The organism is Limnobacter sp. (genome assembly GCF_964228395.1).
In the GTDB taxonomy this organism is placed as follows: domain Bacteria; phylum Pseudomonadota; class Gammaproteobacteria; order Burkholderiales; family Burkholderiaceae_B; genus Limnobacter.
The window spans coordinates 25,104-43,284 of record NZ_CAXQZX010000129.1 but is presented as its reverse complement, the minus strand read 5'-3'; the positions used below and the strand labels follow the sequence as shown (position 1 = coordinate 43,284).

The 18,181-nt window shown below is 54.2% G+C and carries 13 protein-coding genes; 5 read left to right on the top strand and 8 right to left on the bottom strand.

What is annotated here, in order from left to right; translation table 11 throughout:
* Position 1: 1 nt before the first annotated feature.
* The 6 genes from sctR to ACEQU8_RS11005 are packed head-to-tail and all read right to left on the bottom strand — an operon-like array spanning position 2 to position 6,608.
* On the bottom strand, positions 2–658 hold the full coding sequence (gene sctR, locus ACEQU8_RS11030) for a type III secretion system export apparatus subunit SctR (protein WP_370263588.1): 657 nt from the start codon (positions 656–658) through the stop codon (positions 2–4).
* Between the two features lie 3 nt (positions 659–661).
* On the bottom strand, positions 662–1,765 hold the full coding sequence (locus ACEQU8_RS11025) for a FliM/FliN family flagellar motor switch protein (protein ID WP_370263586.1): 1,104 nt from the start codon (positions 1,763–1,765) through the stop codon (positions 662–664).
* Entirely contained in the window at positions 1,756–2,172 is a 417-nt protein-coding gene (locus ACEQU8_RS11020) for a hypothetical protein (protein ID WP_370263585.1), read from the bottom strand. The genes ACEQU8_RS11025 and ACEQU8_RS11020 overlap by 10 nt, the downstream gene beginning before the upstream one ends.
* A gap of 4 nt (positions 2,173–2,176) precedes the next feature.
* Positions 2,177–3,556, bottom strand: coding sequence for a FliI/YscN family ATPase (locus ACEQU8_RS11015; protein ID WP_370263584.1), 1,380 nt, complete (start codon positions 3,554–3,556; stop codon positions 2,177–2,179).
* Complete coding sequence (locus tag ACEQU8_RS11010) at positions 3,553–4,497, bottom strand: hypothetical protein (RefSeq protein ID WP_370263582.1); 945 nt, start codon at positions 4,495–4,497, stop codon at positions 3,553–3,555. The genes ACEQU8_RS11015 and ACEQU8_RS11010 overlap by 4 nt, the downstream gene beginning before the upstream one ends.
* The gene (locus tag ACEQU8_RS11005) at positions 4,494–6,608 is read right to left on the bottom strand and encodes an FHIPEP family type III secretion protein (RefSeq protein ID WP_370263581.1); all 2,115 of its coding nucleotides are present in this window, start codon (positions 6,606–6,608) and stop codon (positions 4,494–4,496) included. The genes ACEQU8_RS11010 and ACEQU8_RS11005 overlap by 4 nt, the downstream gene beginning before the upstream one ends.
* Positions 6,609–6,694: 86 nt before the next feature.
* On the opposite strand from ACEQU8_RS11005, the gene ACEQU8_RS11000 reads away from it, so the two are divergent.
* A complete protein-coding gene (locus ACEQU8_RS11000; protein ID WP_370263579.1) occupies positions 6,695–7,348 on the top strand; it encodes a GNAT family N-acetyltransferase in 654 nt (217 codons plus the stop codon).
* Here the strand turns inward: ACEQU8_RS11000 and metH are convergent.
* Entirely contained in the window at positions 7,272–11,069 is a 3,798-nt protein-coding gene (metH, locus tag ACEQU8_RS10995; protein WP_370263577.1) for a methionine synthase, read from the bottom strand. The two genes, ACEQU8_RS11000 and metH, sit on opposite strands and share 77 nt — an antisense overlap.
* Positions 11,070–11,292: 223 nt before the next feature.
* Here metH and ACEQU8_RS10990 point away from each other — a divergent pair, with 223 nt between their 5' ends.
* Positions 11,293–13,119, top strand: coding sequence for an ATP-binding protein (locus tag ACEQU8_RS10990; protein ID WP_370263576.1), 1,827 nt, complete (start codon positions 11,293–11,295; stop codon positions 13,117–13,119).
* Here the strand turns inward: ACEQU8_RS10990 and ACEQU8_RS10985 are convergent.
* Entirely contained in the window at positions 13,045–13,575 is a 531-nt protein-coding gene (locus tag ACEQU8_RS10985) for a YgjV family protein (RefSeq protein ID WP_370263574.1), read from the bottom strand. The two genes, ACEQU8_RS10990 and ACEQU8_RS10985, sit on opposite strands and share 75 nt — an antisense overlap.
* Positions 13,576–13,770: 195 nt before the next feature.
* Between ACEQU8_RS10985 and ACEQU8_RS10980 the strand changes: the two genes are divergently transcribed.
* The 3 genes from ACEQU8_RS10980 (at position 13,771) to ACEQU8_RS10970 (ending at position 18,178) form a co-directional block, all read left to right on the top strand.
* Positions 13,771–16,845 (top strand): ATP-binding protein, encoded by a 3,075-nt coding sequence (locus tag ACEQU8_RS10980; protein ID WP_370263572.1) that lies wholly within the window; start codon positions 13,771–13,773, stop codon positions 16,843–16,845.
* A 71-nt stretch (positions 16,846–16,916) separates the two neighbouring features.
* A complete protein-coding gene (locus ACEQU8_RS10975) occupies positions 16,917–17,450 on the top strand; it encodes a histidine phosphatase family protein (protein ID WP_370263571.1) in 534 nt (177 codons plus the stop codon).
* Between the two features lie 161 nt (positions 17,451–17,611).
* Positions 17,612–18,178: a fasciclin domain-containing protein gene (locus tag ACEQU8_RS10970; protein WP_370263689.1), complete on the top strand. Its 567-nt coding sequence runs from the start codon at positions 17,612–17,614 to the stop codon at positions 18,176–18,178.
* Positions 18,179–18,181: the final 3 nt, after the last annotated feature.

The following is an 18,181-nucleotide window of genomic DNA, read 5'->3' as shown; positions in this document are numbered from 1 at the left end:
GCTAGGCCACATAGGAATTGACAAGGCCTTGCAACACTTTGGCCCAGCCCTCGACCGCGACAAATAAAACAATTTTTGCGGGCACGGTGAGTGACATGGGTGAAACCATCATCATGCCCAGGGCCATCAACGCACTGGAAACAGCAAGATCGATGATCACAAAGGGTAAATACAAGTACAAACCAATTCGGAATGCTTCGGCCAACTCTGAAGCAACAAAGGCGGGTAACACCACAAACAGGTCGTTTTTGTCGATGGGCGGTGCATTGTATTTTTGCTGGAACCGTTGAGCGGTGGCGTGGAAGCTTTCTAGGTAGTCGGCTTTTGTGTTGGCCAGCATGAAGGTTTTGAAGGGGGGAACTGCTGCATTGATGGATTGCAACACTTCTGAGCCGGTCACTGGCATGGCGCCCCCGGGGGCAAAACGCTGCCCAGCATCGGTTAATACAGGCCCCATCACCAACAGCGACATCACCATGGCGATGCCGTACAAAACGAGATTGGAAGGCACCTGCTGGACGCCGATCGCGTTGCGCAGGATGAGCAGAACCGCTGAAAATTTTAAAAAAGAGGTTGCGGTCACTGCCACCAGAGGCAACAAAGAGAGGGACGCAATCGTGACAATGAGCCCGATCGGATTGATGGCATCGCTACCCACGGGCTACACCAACCGCTTGGTGATCTGGACCATGATTTGATCCTTAAAATGCACCAACTCCCCGTGGAGCACTGCCTCGCCATTTACACACAAAGTCACCATGGGCAGGTTATGCTGCCCCAGTTCAATGAGGGTTCCGGCTTGCACCGCGCATAGCTCTCCCAGCGGAATCGTGGTTTGACCAGCAATGATGTCGAGCTCGATTTGTTCATGGGGGGGCGCGTCGAGTTGCAGGGTGTTGTTTTGCGGATCATTGATGGATTCGCCAGTAAACTCCACCTCAACAGAGTTGTCTGTCATATTGAATTGAACCTCATATTTGTAACCAAGCACGTCGTGATTCATCAGGCACAGATAGCCCCGCAATCGATAGGTTTCTGGACTGGGTCGAAACCCTTGCAAAGCCAATAAGTCGCCTTGCCTAAGGGCAGCATATTCTTCGGAGTCCCAAAGTCTTTTTGATAAAAAAAAGCCAAGACGGATTGGCCGACGAATGAATGCGGCAAACTGGTCGTGGCTTTGCCAGTAGGCGACGCAATAATCACGGGCGTTGGCCTCCATGGCGTTGAGCACTCCCTGTTCTGCATAAAAGACGAGTTTTGTGCGTCGCTTGTGATCCAGGGCCAAATAATCATGAATGGGCGCCTCGGGTAGGCATTCAAGCACCTCTTGTTCGCTTAACAGTGACTCGGCCTGGATCCCCAGGATGGGCTCTAGTTCGAAGACAACAGCCACCAGAATGTCAAATATGGGGACAGTGGAATTGTTGGCGGCCTGCACAATGGATGGTGAAGTGAGCATGCCGGTTCTCTCGAACACGTACTCGGCATCGATCCCGATGAACACCGCTCCCCCCTCGGAGTTCACCCCGCGAAGCCACATCAAATCCAGTTTGGAGCCCAGACGAGGAATACCTGTGCTTCGGCGAATGTTGAGTTCAGCCAAATATCCATTGTCGTAATGGTAGGTGTGCTGAATAACACCCTGACTTGGGGCAAAAATTGAACAGTGAACATCTTCCGGTTTGATTTTTTTTAGCTGAGCCAGCGACCATGACATGAGGTCGTTGGCCAACACCTGCTCCTCTGCCTCTGCGGTTACTTCCATAGCTTCCCCGCAATCACTTCGTCGATACCCATCAGCTTTTTTTCGGCCTCTTTGGTGGCTTTGACGCGCTCTTTGAGCTGCTCCAAGGCCAACATGGCCTCTCGGGTTCGCTCGAACACAGTGACCTTGGCGTCCTTGATGTGCTTGATGCTGCGAACCTTTCGCTTGTTGAACTTCAACAGATCCATAACGGTCACGCTATCATTGACCAATTGCTGCAAGCCATCCCTTTGTAGGGTGATGGCCTTGCGCTCTTGCTCAAGGACTGCGTGCTCAGCGCGTGCAAGTTCGTGTTGCGCAGCTTTTACTTCTTTGTCTTTTGCCTGCTGCTCGCGCAACCGAGCTTGAACACGCAGGTTTCTTACTGTGCGCACTTGTTCAAGCTGTTTTTCAAGATCGCTGGCCATGGTTCTAGCCTTCACTCAGTGTTTCAAACTTGGAGACGATCTTCTCCAGCCCTCTTGAGGACAACTCCATGGTTTCGGGTTTGAAACGGTCTTGCCTACACCAGGCATCCAGCAAGGGCTTGATGCGTACGGCCTCATCGATCAATGCATCGGAGCCTGGGGTGTACTCATTCAAACGAATCAACAGCTCCACTTCCTGATACAGGGCATAGGCGCGACGGGCCAAGGCTGCCACTCTTTGGGTGCGTGCTGGCGCCACATGCGACATAACTCTAGACAGGCTGCGAAGCGGGTCAATGGCAGGGAAGTGATTGCGCTCGACCAACTTTGTACTCAGCACGATGTGGCCATCCAGCAAACTTTTAGCCTCGCTGGCGATGGGGTCATCTTCTATCCGCTCACCTTCCATCAGCACCGTGTAAATCGCTGTAATATCGCCCTTGTTGGTGCATCCAGCGCGTTCGATGAGTTCTGGCAAAATGGAATACACCGATGGAGTGAAACCCGAGGCCGTTGCAGGCTCACCCGCCATGAGCCCGATTTCTCGTTGGGCACGGGCCAGGCGGGTGAGTGAGTCAACAACAAGCAATACAGATTTGCCTTGATCCCTCAGGTGTTCTGCAATTGCGGTGGCAGTGAAAGCCGATCGAACCCGTTCAGTCGGCGACTTATCGCTGGTGGCACACACGAAAAAACTTTTTTTTCGAATGTCCTCAGAAATTTCTCTCTCCATGAATTCTCGAAGTTCTCGGCCCCGCTCACCCACCAAGCCAAAGACAACTGCGTCTGCTGTAGTTCCACGCACAATTTGGGCCATCAAAGTACTTTTACCGCAGCCAGGCGGGGCAAAAATGCCCACGCGCTGCCCTCGACCCAAAGTGAGAAAGCAATCAATCAGCTTGACCTTGGTTTGAAAGGCCGAATTGATTGGTGGGCGCTGTGTGGCGGGAGGAGCTTCACGAAGCACGGGCGATGCGTCCTCACTGCTTGAAAGAACCCCCAGGCGACGGTTGTGCGGCTCATCCATGTGACGCCCCATGCCATCAAGAACAGCCGAGAACAGATGCTCCTGGGCCTTGATGCAATGCTGACGGCCCAAGGGCACAACCTTGGCCCCCAAGGTGATCCCTGTTACGGCCTGCAAACATGAAATGGTGGCTTCGTCCTGGTTGAATGCGATCACTTCACCCAGAACTGTGCCACCATGAGAGGTTTCTATCTCACACAATTCGCCTTGCATGACGTCGGGCAGATTGGCTTTTAGCGTTGTCACAATGATCTCGTTGACAAAGCCAATTTTGCGAACAGGTTTGAGTTGACTGAGTCTTCCAATGAATTGGGCAATGAGTTCATGCCCAACTGTCGGTATTACAGCCGTTTTCACAACACGACCTCATAGGTATGACTGCCTTTGAGAACAACTTTTTGTGAATCGATAGATACAACGGTTAGGCCATTGAAGACACCGCCGGGATAAAGACGCATGCCATCGCGCAGGATGATTGAAGGGCGTGCACCCAGCACCATGCGCTCTATTTCTATGCCGTCAACCAGTTTTTGTTCTTCTGTAAAATCCATTCTGGCCACCAAGCTGACGTAGTTTCCGTAGTCGCGCCCCAAACGGATCAACTCGCGTTCAAACTCCTGGCCTTGAATCCTGTTCAGTTGTGCATCCACGGTCACCGTGTCGCCGTCCACATCCACCTTGAAATTGACACTACCTGATCGGCGTGCAAACTCCCGAAGCTCTCTGTCGACACTATTGACCATGTGCTTTTCTAGCAGGGCGACGGGTGGGGGGTCTCGGAGAATGGTTCTTGGTATGGGTTGGACTGGATTGACCTTCGCCTCGGACTTAACAACACCCGCTGTGCCAAAGAACACAATCATCACAGTCATGATGAAGCCGATCAGGAACAGCAGGGCTACAAAGGCCTTCGCTCCCAAACTTCGCAAGGCCGCAACAATTCCGTAGAAGAATGTTCCAAAGCTGTCGCCAAAAGCAGCAGCCAAACTGTGCGAAGCCGAGTGGATTTGAATCTCGAGTTGTATATGCCGATAGTCCAAGCTAATCACCTGGGATGGAAACAACACCTCGTTGATTTCACGATCGTCTGCGGACTTTAGCCTTGCATCGGCGTGCAGGGTATCGATACGAACTCGACGCCCCATTTTGCGCAGTGCCAACAAGACATCAGGCACCTCTGGGTCGCATAAAAATACATCAGCCTTGGAGCTTGCCCCCATGGTGAGCAGTGATTTATCCAGCCTCCAAGTGGCGCCAGCGTGTAGGCCCGATTTTGCTTTAACAATGGTGTAAATCATGATTTCGCCCCGGTTTGTTCTTGCTCTTCATCGCTGGGCTCTTCAACATAGATGCTGCCCATGACCTGAATTTCCACTTGTTTTGAGAGTTCTTGATGCGAAAGCACTGGTACGCCAAAAAGCTGATCCTGAATGATTTGCCTGAACAACAGACGACAGTCCATTGAACAAACAATGCCCGGCATGAATTCGCCCAGGGTGTGCATGCCAATCTGCTCTTCAACAGCATCAACCATGTAATTCAAGGATGTTGAGTCGATATCGAGGTAGATGGCCTGGCTGTTGCTTCGCGTTGCCTCACGAATGAGTTGCTCGAACTCTGTGTCGAGCATGAACAAGTGCAACTTGCGCTGGCGTGCGTACTGATGACATATTTGTTCGTTAAGAACCCGACGCACCTGTTCGCCAATCACGGCTGTGTCGCGCTCACGTTGGCCCCAGTCGATGAGGCTGTTGAGTACCGAACGCATGTTCTTGATCGACACAGACTCGTTGAGCAGACGCTGCAAAATATCCACGACTTTGGTGCTCGGCAAAACACGCTCGAGTTCTTTGAGTTGCTCGGCGTATTGCTCACCTAGCCCAGTGATGTGCGCCTGATATTCATTGAGTGTAAACAACTGGTCTATTCGCTTGACCAAGAGGGCTTCGACTTGTGAGACCAGTCGGTTTTCATAACTGACAAACTCGATTCCGTTTGCCTCAAGCAAGGGCTTCTGAACGGGATCGCAGAGCATGTTGAACTTGCCTGAGATTGGATCTTTTTCGATGGTGTAATTCAAGCCATCTACCGCATCAACTTTTTCTTTTGGAGATCGCAGGGCCATTCGCTTGTCAGAGATCTTGATGGTTAAACACGGCACCCCGTACACAAAGAATTCAATATCGGGTTCTGAATGCGAGGTGAATTCGAACAAGGGAAGCAGTATGCCCAAATGCTCGACCTGTCGGTTGCGTGCCAATCTGCAGATGTTTTGTACCAAATTTGTTAAAGTGGGTTCGGCGCCATGTGGCAAACGAACCTCGAGTGCGTTGAAGGTTTTGGTTTGCAGCACGTCTTCTAGCTTTGTTTTGCTTTTTTGCTCTAGCACCTGCTCTGAGGTATCAGCGGGCTTACTTTCATCCAGATCAGTTTTTAGGCGGGTGCCCAAATGCCAAGCTGCAATAAAACCAGCCGACGTGCACAAAAAAACTATCGAGGGCATGCCTGGTACAAATGCAAATGCAAAGCACACGATGCCGCTGATTTGAAGGGCGTTGGTGTTTCGGGTCAGGTCCAGAATCATGTCTGAAGCGGTGCTGGACCCATCCGCCTCGCCTTTGGTCACGCGGGTTACGATCAGGCCTGCTGCAATCGAGATCATGAGCGAGGGAATAATGCCCACCAGGCCATCGCCAACAGACAAGATCACAAAGGTGTTGCCCGCGGTTGAGAAATCCATACCCAGTTGCAACATGCCTACAGCCAAACCACCAAGCAAATTAACGACAGTAATAATTAAACCGGCAATTGCGTCGTTTTTTACGAACTTGATTGCGCCATCCATCGCGCCGAACAATTGGGATTCTTTTTCAAGCGCTGCGCGCTTGGCTTTGGCCTGAGTTTGGGTAATTAAGCCAGCTCTTAGGTCTCCATCAATGGACATTTGTTTGCCGGGCATCCCATCCAGAGAGAAGCGAGCTGCCACCTCGGCCACTCGCTCGGAGCCCTTGGTGATCACGAGGAAGTTGACGACAGAAATAATGATGAAAATAATGAGCCCGACAGCCACGTTGCCGCCCACCACAAACTCGCCAAAAGTTTGAACGATCTGACCCGCGTCTGCTTCAAGCAAGATTTGACGGGTGGTCGAAATGGTGAGCGATAGCCGAAACAACGTGGTCATCAGAAGAATCGCTGGGAAGGATGAGAAAGCCAAAGGGCTTTCGATGAGCACAGCGCTGATCACCAGCAAAATGGCCACTGAAATGTTTAGTGCAAGAAGCACATCGAGCACAGATGGACTGATTGGAACCACCATCATGACGATCATCAAGACGATCAAAGAAGCACCAACCACTTCAGATCGAGCTGAAGCCAAGCGGGCAAAGCGATTCAGTGCAGCGATCACGATTAGGCCTGGTCCAAAAAATTCCTGATGTAGTTAAGTGGCGGTCTTTTCGGCGAGGTTCCCTCTATAAGCTTGACCACCTACCAATGCTGGAATGGAACCGATTTATGGGTCTATGGCACCAAGTTAAAAGGCGACCCACAGAGAATCAAATGAAGGACCTGAGCCAGCTAAGCATCACCTGCAACGTTGAAACTCAAGCCAAGCTTGATAGCTTAAACGCCGCGAATATGCAGATCGAGGATCGCCGCACACACCATTGGTGGTGCGCTGGCATGCTACCTTTCATGAATCCCACCCCAGCTTTCAGGCCTGGGGACGAGCCCGTGCTTAGCTGGACCGCAAGAGAGGCAAATGGAGAGTTTGTTGGTCAGGTCGAATTACATCAAAACGGATTCGGATGGATTCTTGCCAGGCTTTGGGTGAAGAAAGAATGGCGACGGTGCGGTTTGGCTAGGCTGATGTGGACCATGGCCCTAATACACGCATTTGAGCGTACGGAAGTGGTGGGCGCATTTTGCGATTCTCGCAATACGCCCAGCAAAAACCTTCAGACCAGCATGGGCTTCAGGCCAGTTCGGGCTTGGCCGGAAAGACAATGCGAGTTGCTAATGGTTAACCGTGAAAAGTTTGCACAGTACCTAAAAAAAGCAGGTCTGCCGGCTAAACGAAAAGTACAGGCCCCAGGGCTTTCCGCAACTCTTCCTCGGCCCGGCCTGAGCGTTCCTGCAAGGCCCTGAACTGGTCAACACCAATTTGCCCCACATTGAAGTAATCACTTTCCGGATTGGCAAAATAGAACCCACTCACACTGGCCGCCGGGCTCATGGCCAGGCTTTCGGTGAGGGTCATGCCGATTTGATCGCACTGCATCACGTCGAACATGATGCGCTTGATGGTGTGCTCGGGGCAGGCGGGGTAACCCGGTGCGGGGCGAATGCCCTGGTATTTTTCGGCAATCAGTTCTTCATTGCTTAAGGCCTCATCAGCAACATAACCCCAGAGGTCTTTGCGCACGCGTTGGTGCAGGCATTCCGCGAAGCCTTCAGCCATGCGATCAGCCAGCGCTTTGAACATGATGCTGCTGTAGTCGTCGTGGGCCTTGAGGAATTCGGCTTCCTTTTTTTCCACCCCAATGCCGGCGGTAACAGCAAACATGCCGATGTAATCGTCGCCCTGCCCTTTGGGGGCAATGAAGTCAGCCAACGATTTGTTGGGTATGCCTTCACGCTTTTCGCCCTGCTGGCGCAGTGGGCTATAGGTGAACAACACCGAGCGGCGGGTGTCGTCGGTGTACACCTCGATGTGGTCATCGTCCACAGTGTTTGCAGGGTAAAAAGCCACCGCTGCGTTGGCTTGCAGCCAACGGCCTTCAATGCATTTTTTGAGCATGGCTTGACCATCGGCAAACACCTTGCGGGCGGCTTCGCCCACCACCTCGTCTTGAAGCACGCGGGGGTAGCCGCCATGCAGGTCCCAGGTCTGGAAGAAGGGGGTCCAGTCGATGTACTGGGCAATGTCGGCCAGGTCGTAATTTTTAAAATAGCGCTTGCCGATGAATTTGGGCTTGGGCGGCGTGTAATTGGCCCAGTCGATTTTTTGTTTGTTGGCGCGTGCTGCTTCGATGCTGATGATGGGTTGCGCCTTTTTGTTGGCATGTTGTTCGCGAACCCGGTCGTATTCGGCTTGCAGATCGGCCTTGAACTGGTCGGCTTGCTCTTCGGACAACAAACTGGAAGCCACTCCCACCGATCGGCTGGCGTCTGAAACGTACACCGTGGGCCCGCTGTAGTGCGGTGCAATTTTGACGGCGGTGTGCACACGGCTGGTGGTGGCACCGCCAATCAACAAGGGAATACCACGGTCGCGGAAGTAGGGGTCGCGCTGCATTTCGCTGGCGACATAGGCCATTTCTTCGAGTGACGGTGTGATAAGCCCGGACAAACCGATGATGTCGGCGTTGATTTCTTTGGCCTTGGCGAGAATTTGCTCGCAAGGCACCATGACGCCCATGTTTTCAACTTCGAAGTTGTTGCACTGAAGTACCACGGTCACGATGTTTTTGCCGATGTCGTGTACATCGCCTTTGACGGTGGCAATCAAAATTTTGCCTTTGGCTTTGGCATCACCACCGGCTTCGATGAGCTGCTTTTTTTCTTCTTCAATGAAAGGAATAAGGTGGGCAACCGCCTGCTTCATGACGCGGGCGCTTTTGACCACTTGGGGCAAAAACATTTTGCCAGCGCCAAACAGATCACCCACGATGTTCATGCCGTCCATCAAGGGCCCCTCGATGACGTGCAGCGGGCGACCGCCTTTTGCCGCTATGGCAGCGCGGCATTCTTCGGTGTCCTCGGTAATAAATGTGGTGATGCCATGCACCAAGGCGTGGGCCAAGCGCTTTTCAACGGGCTGATTGCGCCACTCCAGGTTTTCTTCCTGTTTTTTGCCACCCGCCTTGAGGGTTGCGGCAAATTCGATCATGCGCTCGGTGGCGGTTTTGCCGAAGTCGGGGTCGTTGGCCGGCAACTTGGGCTGGCGGTTTAAGACGATGTCTTCAACGCGTGCTTTGAGCTCGGGCTCCAAGTCGTCGTACACGCCGATCATGCCAGCATTCACAATGCCCATGGTCATGCCGTTTTTGATGGCATGGTACAAAAACACGGTGTGAATGGCTTCACGGGCGGGTTCGTTGCCGCGGAATGAAAAGCTGACATTGGACACGCCGCCAGAGATTTTGGCGTGCGGCAGATTTTTCTTGATCCAGCCGGTGGCCTCGATGAAGTCAACGCCATAGTTGTCGTGCTCTTCAATGCCTGTGGCAATGGCAAAAATATTGGGGTCGAAAATAATGTCTTCAGCAGGAAAGCCCACTTCGTCGACCAGCACACGGTAGGCGCGTTCGCAAATTTCGATTTTGCGTTGGAATGTGTCGGCCTGGCCTTGTTCGTCAAAGGCCATCACGATCACCGCGGCGCCATAACGCTTGCACAGTTTGGCCTGGCGTTTGAATTCTTCCACGCCTTCTTTCATGGAGATGGAGTTGACCACCGCCTTGCCCTGTACGCACTTCAGACCGGCCTCGATCACTTCCCACTTGGAGGAGTCGATCATGACGGGCACGCGCGAAATATCCGGCTCAGACGCCATGAGGTTCAAGAACTTCACCATGGCGGCTTTGGAGTCCAACATGGCTTCGTCCATGTTCACATCCACAATTTGTGCGCCGTTTTCAACCTGCTGACGGGCCACGCTGAGCGCTTCGTCGTATTGCTCATTGAGGATCATGCGGGCAAAGGCTTTGGAGCCAGTGACGTTGGTACGCTCTCCCACGTTGATGAACAGACTGTTGTCGTCGATGTTCAGCGGCTCAAGACCCGACAAACGGCACTTTGGCTCCACCGTGGGAACGGTGCGGGGGGCGATGCCTTCCAGGGCTTTGGCGATGGCGGCAATGTGGTCGGGCGTGGTGCCGCAGCATCCGCCAGCCACGTTTAAAAAGCCAGCTTGCGCAAATTCTTTGACCAAACCCGAGGTGATTTCGGGGGTTTCGTCAAAGCCGGTGTCGCTCATGGGGTTGGGCAAACCCGCGTTGGGGTACACGCAGATGGGCACATCGCAAATTTTGGACAGTTCAGCCACATAGGGGCGCATGAGCGATGCGCCCAAAGCACAGTTCAAACCGATGGTGATGGGCTTGGCATGGCGAACGGAATTCCAGAACGCCTCGACGGTTTGACCAGACAACACACGCCCGGAGGCGTCGGTGACCGTGCCGGAGATCATGATGGGTAGCTTGTTGCCAGAATCTTCGAAGTACTGGTCAATAGCAAACAGTGCTGCTTTGGCGTTCAGCGTGTCGAAAATGGTTTCAACCAGTAGCAGGTCAACGCCCCCCTCAACCAAACCCTTGGTTTGTTGGTAGTACGTGGCCACCAGTTCGTCAAACGTGATGTTGCGTGCGCCCGGGTCGTTGACATCGGGGCTGATGGACGCAGTTTTGGGTGTGGGGCCCAGGGCACCTGCGGCAAAGCGGGGCTTGTCGGGCGTGGAGGATTTGATGCAAGCCTGCTTGCACAGGCGGGCCGCTTCGCGGTTCATTTCGTCCACGAGATGTTCCATCTCGTAGTCAGCCTGGGCCACGGTTGTGGCGCCAAACGTATTGGTCTCTAAAATGTCGGCCCCGGCTGCCAGGTACTGCTCATGAATTTCGGTCATGATGGCGGGCTGAGTAAGCACCAGCAATTCGTTGTTGCCCTTCACGTCGCGGTGAAAATCTGCAAAACGCTCGCCCCGGTATTGGGCCTCGCTGAGTTTGTACCGCTGGATCATGGTGCCGGTGGCGCCGTCCAGAATCAAAATACGCTTTTGCAGGAGTTCACGGAGTTGGGCTTCGACTGCGGGGCCGTTGGCCACCAGGGTGGTGCCGTTGGCAGACGAAGAAGCGGGGCGCGTGTTCATCGCGGGGCCTCTTGAATACATTGATTTTTTTGACAGCCCGAAGTTTACCATGCGCAACCCCAGACGGTTCATGAGCGCACGAAGAAAAACCCTTGGCGGACAGTAATCTGGCGACCCTGTGTGGGTGGAAGTAAGGGGAGTTTGCAAGCCATTTTGATCGGTGAACTACCCCGTATTGTGGTTCAATAAAGAATGTCTTAGAACCTCCGCCGTTTACGCCCAGATGACTGCCGACCAATGGAACTGGCTTTGGCCCAATGCCAAGCAGATCACCGATGTGATGGCCAATGATGAATTTGGCCAGCGCCTGCTGGGCCTGCGCGCGCGGGTCAAGCTTGGTGTGGTGGTGCTGGTGGCGGTGCTGGCCGGCTCTAACCTGCTGGGCGATGTGGTGCGCCAAGACTTTACTTTGTCGTTCCCAGCCAATGTGTTGGCGGTTGGTTTGGCCTTCGCCTACATGCTTTATTTTGCGGCTTTTAAGCGCATGCCGGAGCTCAATTACTTCATGGTGCTGTGTTGCTTCATGCTGGTGGGTGCCGTGGTGGGGCGCGGTTTTATCCCCACCTTACTGATTGCGCCGGTGATCGCATTGATTTACTGCGTGATTTACCCCCGAGGGGCTTTGGTGATTTCGGCTGGCTTGATTACAGGCGGCTGGATGGCTTTTGCCTTGAGCGGCCATGTGGCCGATGGCGCGGTGATGCAACGTTTGATCATGGGGCAGCTGATTGTGCTGTTGGCTGTGCATTTGACCATGACTTTTTGCCTGAAACTGGTGTTTGACCTGTTGCAAAACCGGGTGGCCTTGAAGCAGGCCACGGATGCAAAATCCAGGTTTTTAAGCGCGGTAAGCCACGAGTTGCGCACGCCCTTGAACGGTATTCAAGGCATGGTGTACGGCTTGCGGCAAACCAGCCTGACTGAACGCCAGGCCACACTGGTGGCTGATTTGGAAGTGTCTAGCCAACATTTGAACAGCCTGGTGAGCGATGTGCTGGATTTTGCACGCCTGGAGGCCAACCAGTTGGCGATTGCCCTTCAACCCATTTCTGTCAAGGCGGTGATGGACAATGTGAGCGCCATGATCAAACCCGCCGCTCAAGCCAAAGGATTGCAATTTAATTGCGAGTTGGCCCCCGGCTGCCCACCGTTTTGGGTGGCCGACCCGCGTCGATTGGTGCAAAGCCTGGTGAATTTGATGAACAATGCGGTGAAATTCACCAAGCAGGGCTCGGTGTCGCTGACCGCCATGCAGGTTGAACCTGCGCCAGGTGAAGCAGCCCTGCGTTTTTTGGTACAAGACACTGGCATCGGGATTGATCGCAGCGCCAGGCAGAAGTTATTCAAACCCTACTCGCAAGCAGAAGACGACACGTTTGTGCGCTATGGTGGCACAGGCTTGGGCTTGGCCCTTTGCCGTGAACTGGCCGAACGCATGGGGGGTCAAATTGATTTTGACAGCGAGCCCGGCCGGGGCAGTCGCTTTTGGATCGACCTGCCAGCGCCAGCCACCTTGCCCACCGCGGCTGATGTGGAGGCCCTGCGCGCTGAAGGCAATGACCAAACCCATCGCCCTTTGCCACCAAAACTGACTGCTTTGGTGGTTGATGATGCATCGATTAACCGCAAGGTGGCGGCCATGCAGCTAAAGCAGCTTGGCGTGCAATGCGTGCTGGCCAGCGACGGCGCATCGGGCCTGCACGAGGTTAAAGAGCGCGGGCACACCCTGGATTTTGTGTTGATGGACGTGCACATGCCCAATATGACCGGGCTGGAAGCAACCCGTGCAATACGCGCATTGGGTGCCCAAGGTGGGCTGCCCATCATAGGGCTAACGGGCGCAGCCATGGAAAATGAGGTGAAAGATGCCATGGCCAGTGGCATGGATGGGGTGCTTTTCAAACCCCTGGACCCTGAAGCCCTGCGGGCCGCTTTGCAAAATATTGCACCTGCGATTGTGGCCAGGCGCAATTTGTTAGAGGCGAGCCAAACGCAGGCGATACAAACCGGTGAGGGTGGCCAGGCTCAGCACCAGCATGGTAAGCAGTAATTCGTACGAGCCCGTGGCATACCCATAGGCCGCCCAGAGCGCATTGCTGGCCAAGGTGGTCTGGCGTAGGGCAGTGTTGCTGAGCATGAAAAAGGCCCAAGTGCCGATCAAGGTGGCCACCACGGGCACGGCGCTTAGCAACCACCCCGACCAAGAGAACGCAGCAAAACCAATCGCGATGGCGCCAAACAGCAAGGCCAGAAACAGCCGTTGCCGGTGCGGTAAACCATCGGTGAATGCACTTAAGGTTTGGCGCAAACCGGCCAACAGCAAGATCCACATGCCCGTGTGGGCTTGGAGCAAGGCGTATTGAACACCCCACGCAAAAGACCCACCAGCCACCGTGAGCTTGGTGAGCTTGGGCTGAATAAGGACAAAGCCCAGCATATTCAGCGCAAAACCCAGAACGCCCGCGAGGCGAATGGCCAGTTCCTGGCTGAGGGTTAATTCATTCATGGCGGGTTCGAGCAATACGCTGGGGCAGGGTAAGCCAAAGATACTACGCCACCATTGTGGCAAAACAATGGCTGTGGTGCCCTTCAGACATTTGATTCACCGCACTGAAATTAAACACTTTTGTGGCCTCTATTTGAATTGAGGCTGCCTTGGGCTTGCGCTACAGTGTGATTTCACGCTTTTAAACAATCTACTATGTTTGTCCCCCGCATACGCGCCAGTTTCTCCATCCGTCTGGTTTTGGGCAGCCTGCTGGTGTTGTTGCTGCTATCCATTCCACTGGCATTCTCGGGTTATTCGCTGCTCAAAGACCAAACCACCCAAAAAGCCGGCGGTGCAGCCCAGCTGCAAGCTGAGCACATCGCGCAAGCTGTAAACCGAAATTTGCTGAGCCATTTGAACAATTTGGTGTTCACCATGAAGCTGGAGGAGTTGCATGGCGACCACTCGCCTGCCCAGCAAACCCGAGTCATCGAGCTGATGCAATCAGCCAGGCCAGGCTATTTGTGGATCGGCGTGGCCGCCCCCGATGGCACCGTGCTGGCCGCCAACGACGATTTGCTGGTGGGCAAAAATGTGGGCAAACGCCCTTGGTTTAAAAGGGGCTTGGAAGAACCTGCCGTGATGGATGTGCATGAAGCCTCGCTGTTGGCTGCGCTATTGCCTTCCAGAAAAGACGAGAAGTACCAGTTCATTGATTTTACGGCCCCCCTGCGTGACCCCCAAGGCAATGTGATTGCGGTGTATGGCATTCACCTGGACTGGAAAGATTTTATCTTGGAGATTCAAACCGATGTGTTTGGCCGCTTGAGCGAAAACACGCCCACACTGATTTTGGCCAGCGATGGCAGTTTGCGCCTGGGCAACCGAGTGGAACTATCGGACATGCAGGAAGATGCACGCTGGGAGGCCATGCCTGGCTTTAGCAAAGCGCTGAACGGTCAAAGCAGCTGGTCCATTGAAACCCTCCCAGATGGACAAGACTACCTGGTGGCTTTTTCGCCGATCAATGGCTCGGAGCAGGTTTCAGGTCTGGGGTGGATTTCTGTGACCCTCACCCCCTTGAATGAAATTAACTCCCCCGTGTCCATGGCTTTGATGTATGCCGTGGGCGCCCTGGTGTTGGGAACCGCCGTAACCCTGCTGATGGTGCTGGCCTTGGGGCGGGGCCTGAGCCGCGCAGCACAAGCCTACCTTGCCAAACTTCGAAGTGGCGCCTCGGGCGAGGCGCTGCGGTCGGGTTTGACTGAAATGCCGCTGGAGTTGCAGGGCATTTCCAGGCAAATCTTGGACATCAATGAAAGCCTGAAAGCCAAGAGCGAGAAGCTGGAGGTGGCCTTGGCCGCCGCCAAGGAAAGCTACTGGGTTGTAGAGGCGCTGATTGTGCAGGCCCCGGTGCCATTGGCCATGCTCGACACCCAAATGAACTACGTGGCTGCGTCGTCTCGCTGGGTGAGCACTTTCACCCAGTCAAAGGGCAGCCTGGTGGGCAAAAACCACTACGAGGTGGTGCCCAATTTGCATGAACGCTGGCGCCAGGCGCACAGAGCGGGGCTGGAGGGGCAAAGCCTGTCTGCCACCAGCGACCCGTGGATTGCTCCCAACGGGGAGACCATCTGGCTGGACTGGGCCATTGAGCCTTGGCAAAAGCCGGATGGAACGCGGGGTGGCATCATCATCATGTGCAAAGACGTGAGCCGCGAGCACGAGATGCGAGACAGCTTGGCCGAAAGCGAAGAACGTTTCAAATTGGCCATGGAAGGGTCGCGCGATGGCTTGTGGGACCTCCGCTTGGACCAAAACACAGTGTATTTTTCCCCGAGCTGGAAGCGCTTGCTGGGCTATGAAGACCATGAATTGGCCAACCATTTTTCGACCTGGGAACGTTTGACCGCCCCCATGGATCTGGAGCTCGCCAAGGCCCACCTGGCCAAATGCCTGGAGGACCCGGAATGCCGGCATTTTGAAGCCGAGTTCAGGATGGCTCACCGGGATGGGCATTGGGTGCACATTCTTTCAACCGCGATGATTGTGCGCGACTCTGAAGGCAAGGCCGTGCGGGTGGTGGGCACCCATCTGGACAAAACCCGCCAGCTTGAGCTTGAAGAGCGTTTGCGCGAGGCGTCGATTGCAGCCATGGCAGAACGGGAGTCCAACGCCGAGAAAAGCCGGTTTTTGGCCACATTCAGCCACGAATTAAGAACCCCGTTGAACGGTGTGATTGGGTTTGCCAAGCTGCTGCACATGGATCTACCCCCGGGGGAACACAAAGAGCAAGCCGGGCATTTGGTGCAAACAGCAGACACTTTGGCCAGTTTGCTGAACGATATTTTGGATTTTTCAAAAATGGAAAGCGGCATGGTGACCTTGAACCAGGCGCCTTTCCTGTTGAACACGCTGCTTGGCAGCAGCACTGAATTGCCCAGAATGAATTGCCAAAGCAAGGACGTGGCTTTTGAACTTGACAAACAAGTGCCTGAAAATACGGTTTACCTTGGCGACATGGGTCGCCTGCGGCAAGTGATACAAAACCTGCTTTCAAACGCCATCAAGTTCACCTCTCAAGGCAAAGTTCGGCTGCAGGTGAACAGCATTTCGATCAGCGGCGACACGGATCTGCTTCACGTGGCGGTTCAGGACACGGGCCTGGGCATTCCCAAAGAGAAACAGGCCAGTTTGTTCCAACCCTTCGTGCAGGTGCACACCGACCATGACAACCGCTTCGGTGGCACGGGCTTGGGTTTGTCAATTGTTAAGACCCTGATTGAGGCCATGCGGGGTGAAATTCATCTGGAATCTGAACCCGGAGTGGGGACCACCATTTCCTTCTCGGTGCCTTTGAAACGCGCCTCCTTGACCGAACAAGAGGCCAGCAACCGGGTTGAGCCAGTGCGAGCGTTGCATGTGCTGGTGGCCGATGACACCCCTTTGAATGTGAAGTTACTGCGTACTTTTTTGGAGCGTGATGGACACCGGGTGACTGTGGCCGAAGATGGTTTGAGCGCTTTGCAGATGGCCGAACAACACCCGTACGATTTTATTTTGATGGACATCGACATGCCCAAGCTGTCGGGTCTGGAAGTGGCAAAGCGTGTCCGCCAGGGCGACGGCCCCAATCGCCACACAAAAATGGCCGCCTTGACGGGCTATGCCTTTGAAGAGGATGTGAAAGCCTCCATGGAGGCCGGCATGGATTACCATTTTGCAAAGCCGATTGAATTTGAACTGCTGCTTAATCAATTGGCTTTGCACAGTCGGCAGGTGGCTTAAGTAGTGGTACGTGGTAGTGGGTAGGTGGCAGTATGAAAAAATGGTTTACAAGATGGCTCGGTGCCTGTTGTGTGAGTGTGTTGATGCTGGCCCATCCAGCCACGTGGGCCAACCCGCTGGCCCTGCTTGAACAGGAGGGCGTACACGCCATGATGCGACACGCCACCGCACCCGGGTTTGGCGATCCTGATGGTTTTAAGCTTGGCGACTGCAGCACTCAGCGCAATTTGAGCGAGGCTGGGCTCATGGAGGCCCAGCAATGGGGCAACACCTTCAAGCAGCACAACATTCGATTCACCGGCGTGTATTCTAGTCAGTGGTGCCGCTGCCTGCACACGGCCCGCAGTATGGATGTGGGTGAGGTGCGCGAATTGCCGGCTTTGAACTCGTTTTTTGAGAACCGGGCCAATGAAAACACCCACACCAGAGCCGCCCTTGCCTTTTTGAATGGTCTTAAAGCCACAGACAAGGTGTTGCTGGTGACTCACCAGGTGAATATCACGGCGCTAACCGGGATTTTTCCCGCACCGGGTGAGGTGATTCTATTCAAAATACGACCTGACGCCGGTCTTGAGGTGCTGGGCCGCATCAAGCCACAACCCTAATTGAAGTTGGCTGAATTTGGCCAACGCTTCTTAACACAACTTAACCCGAAGGGCCGGAACTCCCTGCCCGGGATTACCCTCCAATTTTGCAGGTGGTCGGTTGAGTGCCGACCTGTTGTTCACATGGATGAGATGATCCATTTGATGGAGGTTTCCAAATGATGAAAACCACACTGTCTAAAACTGTTTTGGGTGCAAGCCTGGCATTAAGCGCTGCTGTGTTTACGGCACCACTGCATGCGGCCACGGTGGTGGGCGGCGCTGAAATGCTGCCACAGCGCACCATTGTAGAAAACGCCATTCATTCTTCAGACCACACCACCTTGGTAAGAGCCGTACAAGCCGCTGGTTTGGATGAAACCCTTCAGGCCCAGGGCCCATTCACCGTATTTGCTCCCACCAACGCGGCTTTTGAAGCCCTGCCAGGTGGCACTGTGGAACAACTGCTACAACCCGACAATCGCGACAATTTGCGCGGTGTGTTGACCTACCATGTGGTGCCCGGCAAGGTGACTGCTGCAGATTTGACACAGAAGATTGTGCAAGCCGGCGGCATGACCGAGATTGAAACTGTGGCCGGCGAACGCCTGAAAGCCTTGATGGAAGGCGGCAAAGTGGTGCTGGAAGACAGCAAAGGCAATCGGTCCTCAGTGACGATTGCCGACGTTAACCAGGCCAACGGCGTCATTCACGTGATTGATGGCGTGCTGCTGCCAGGCAACGCATAAACG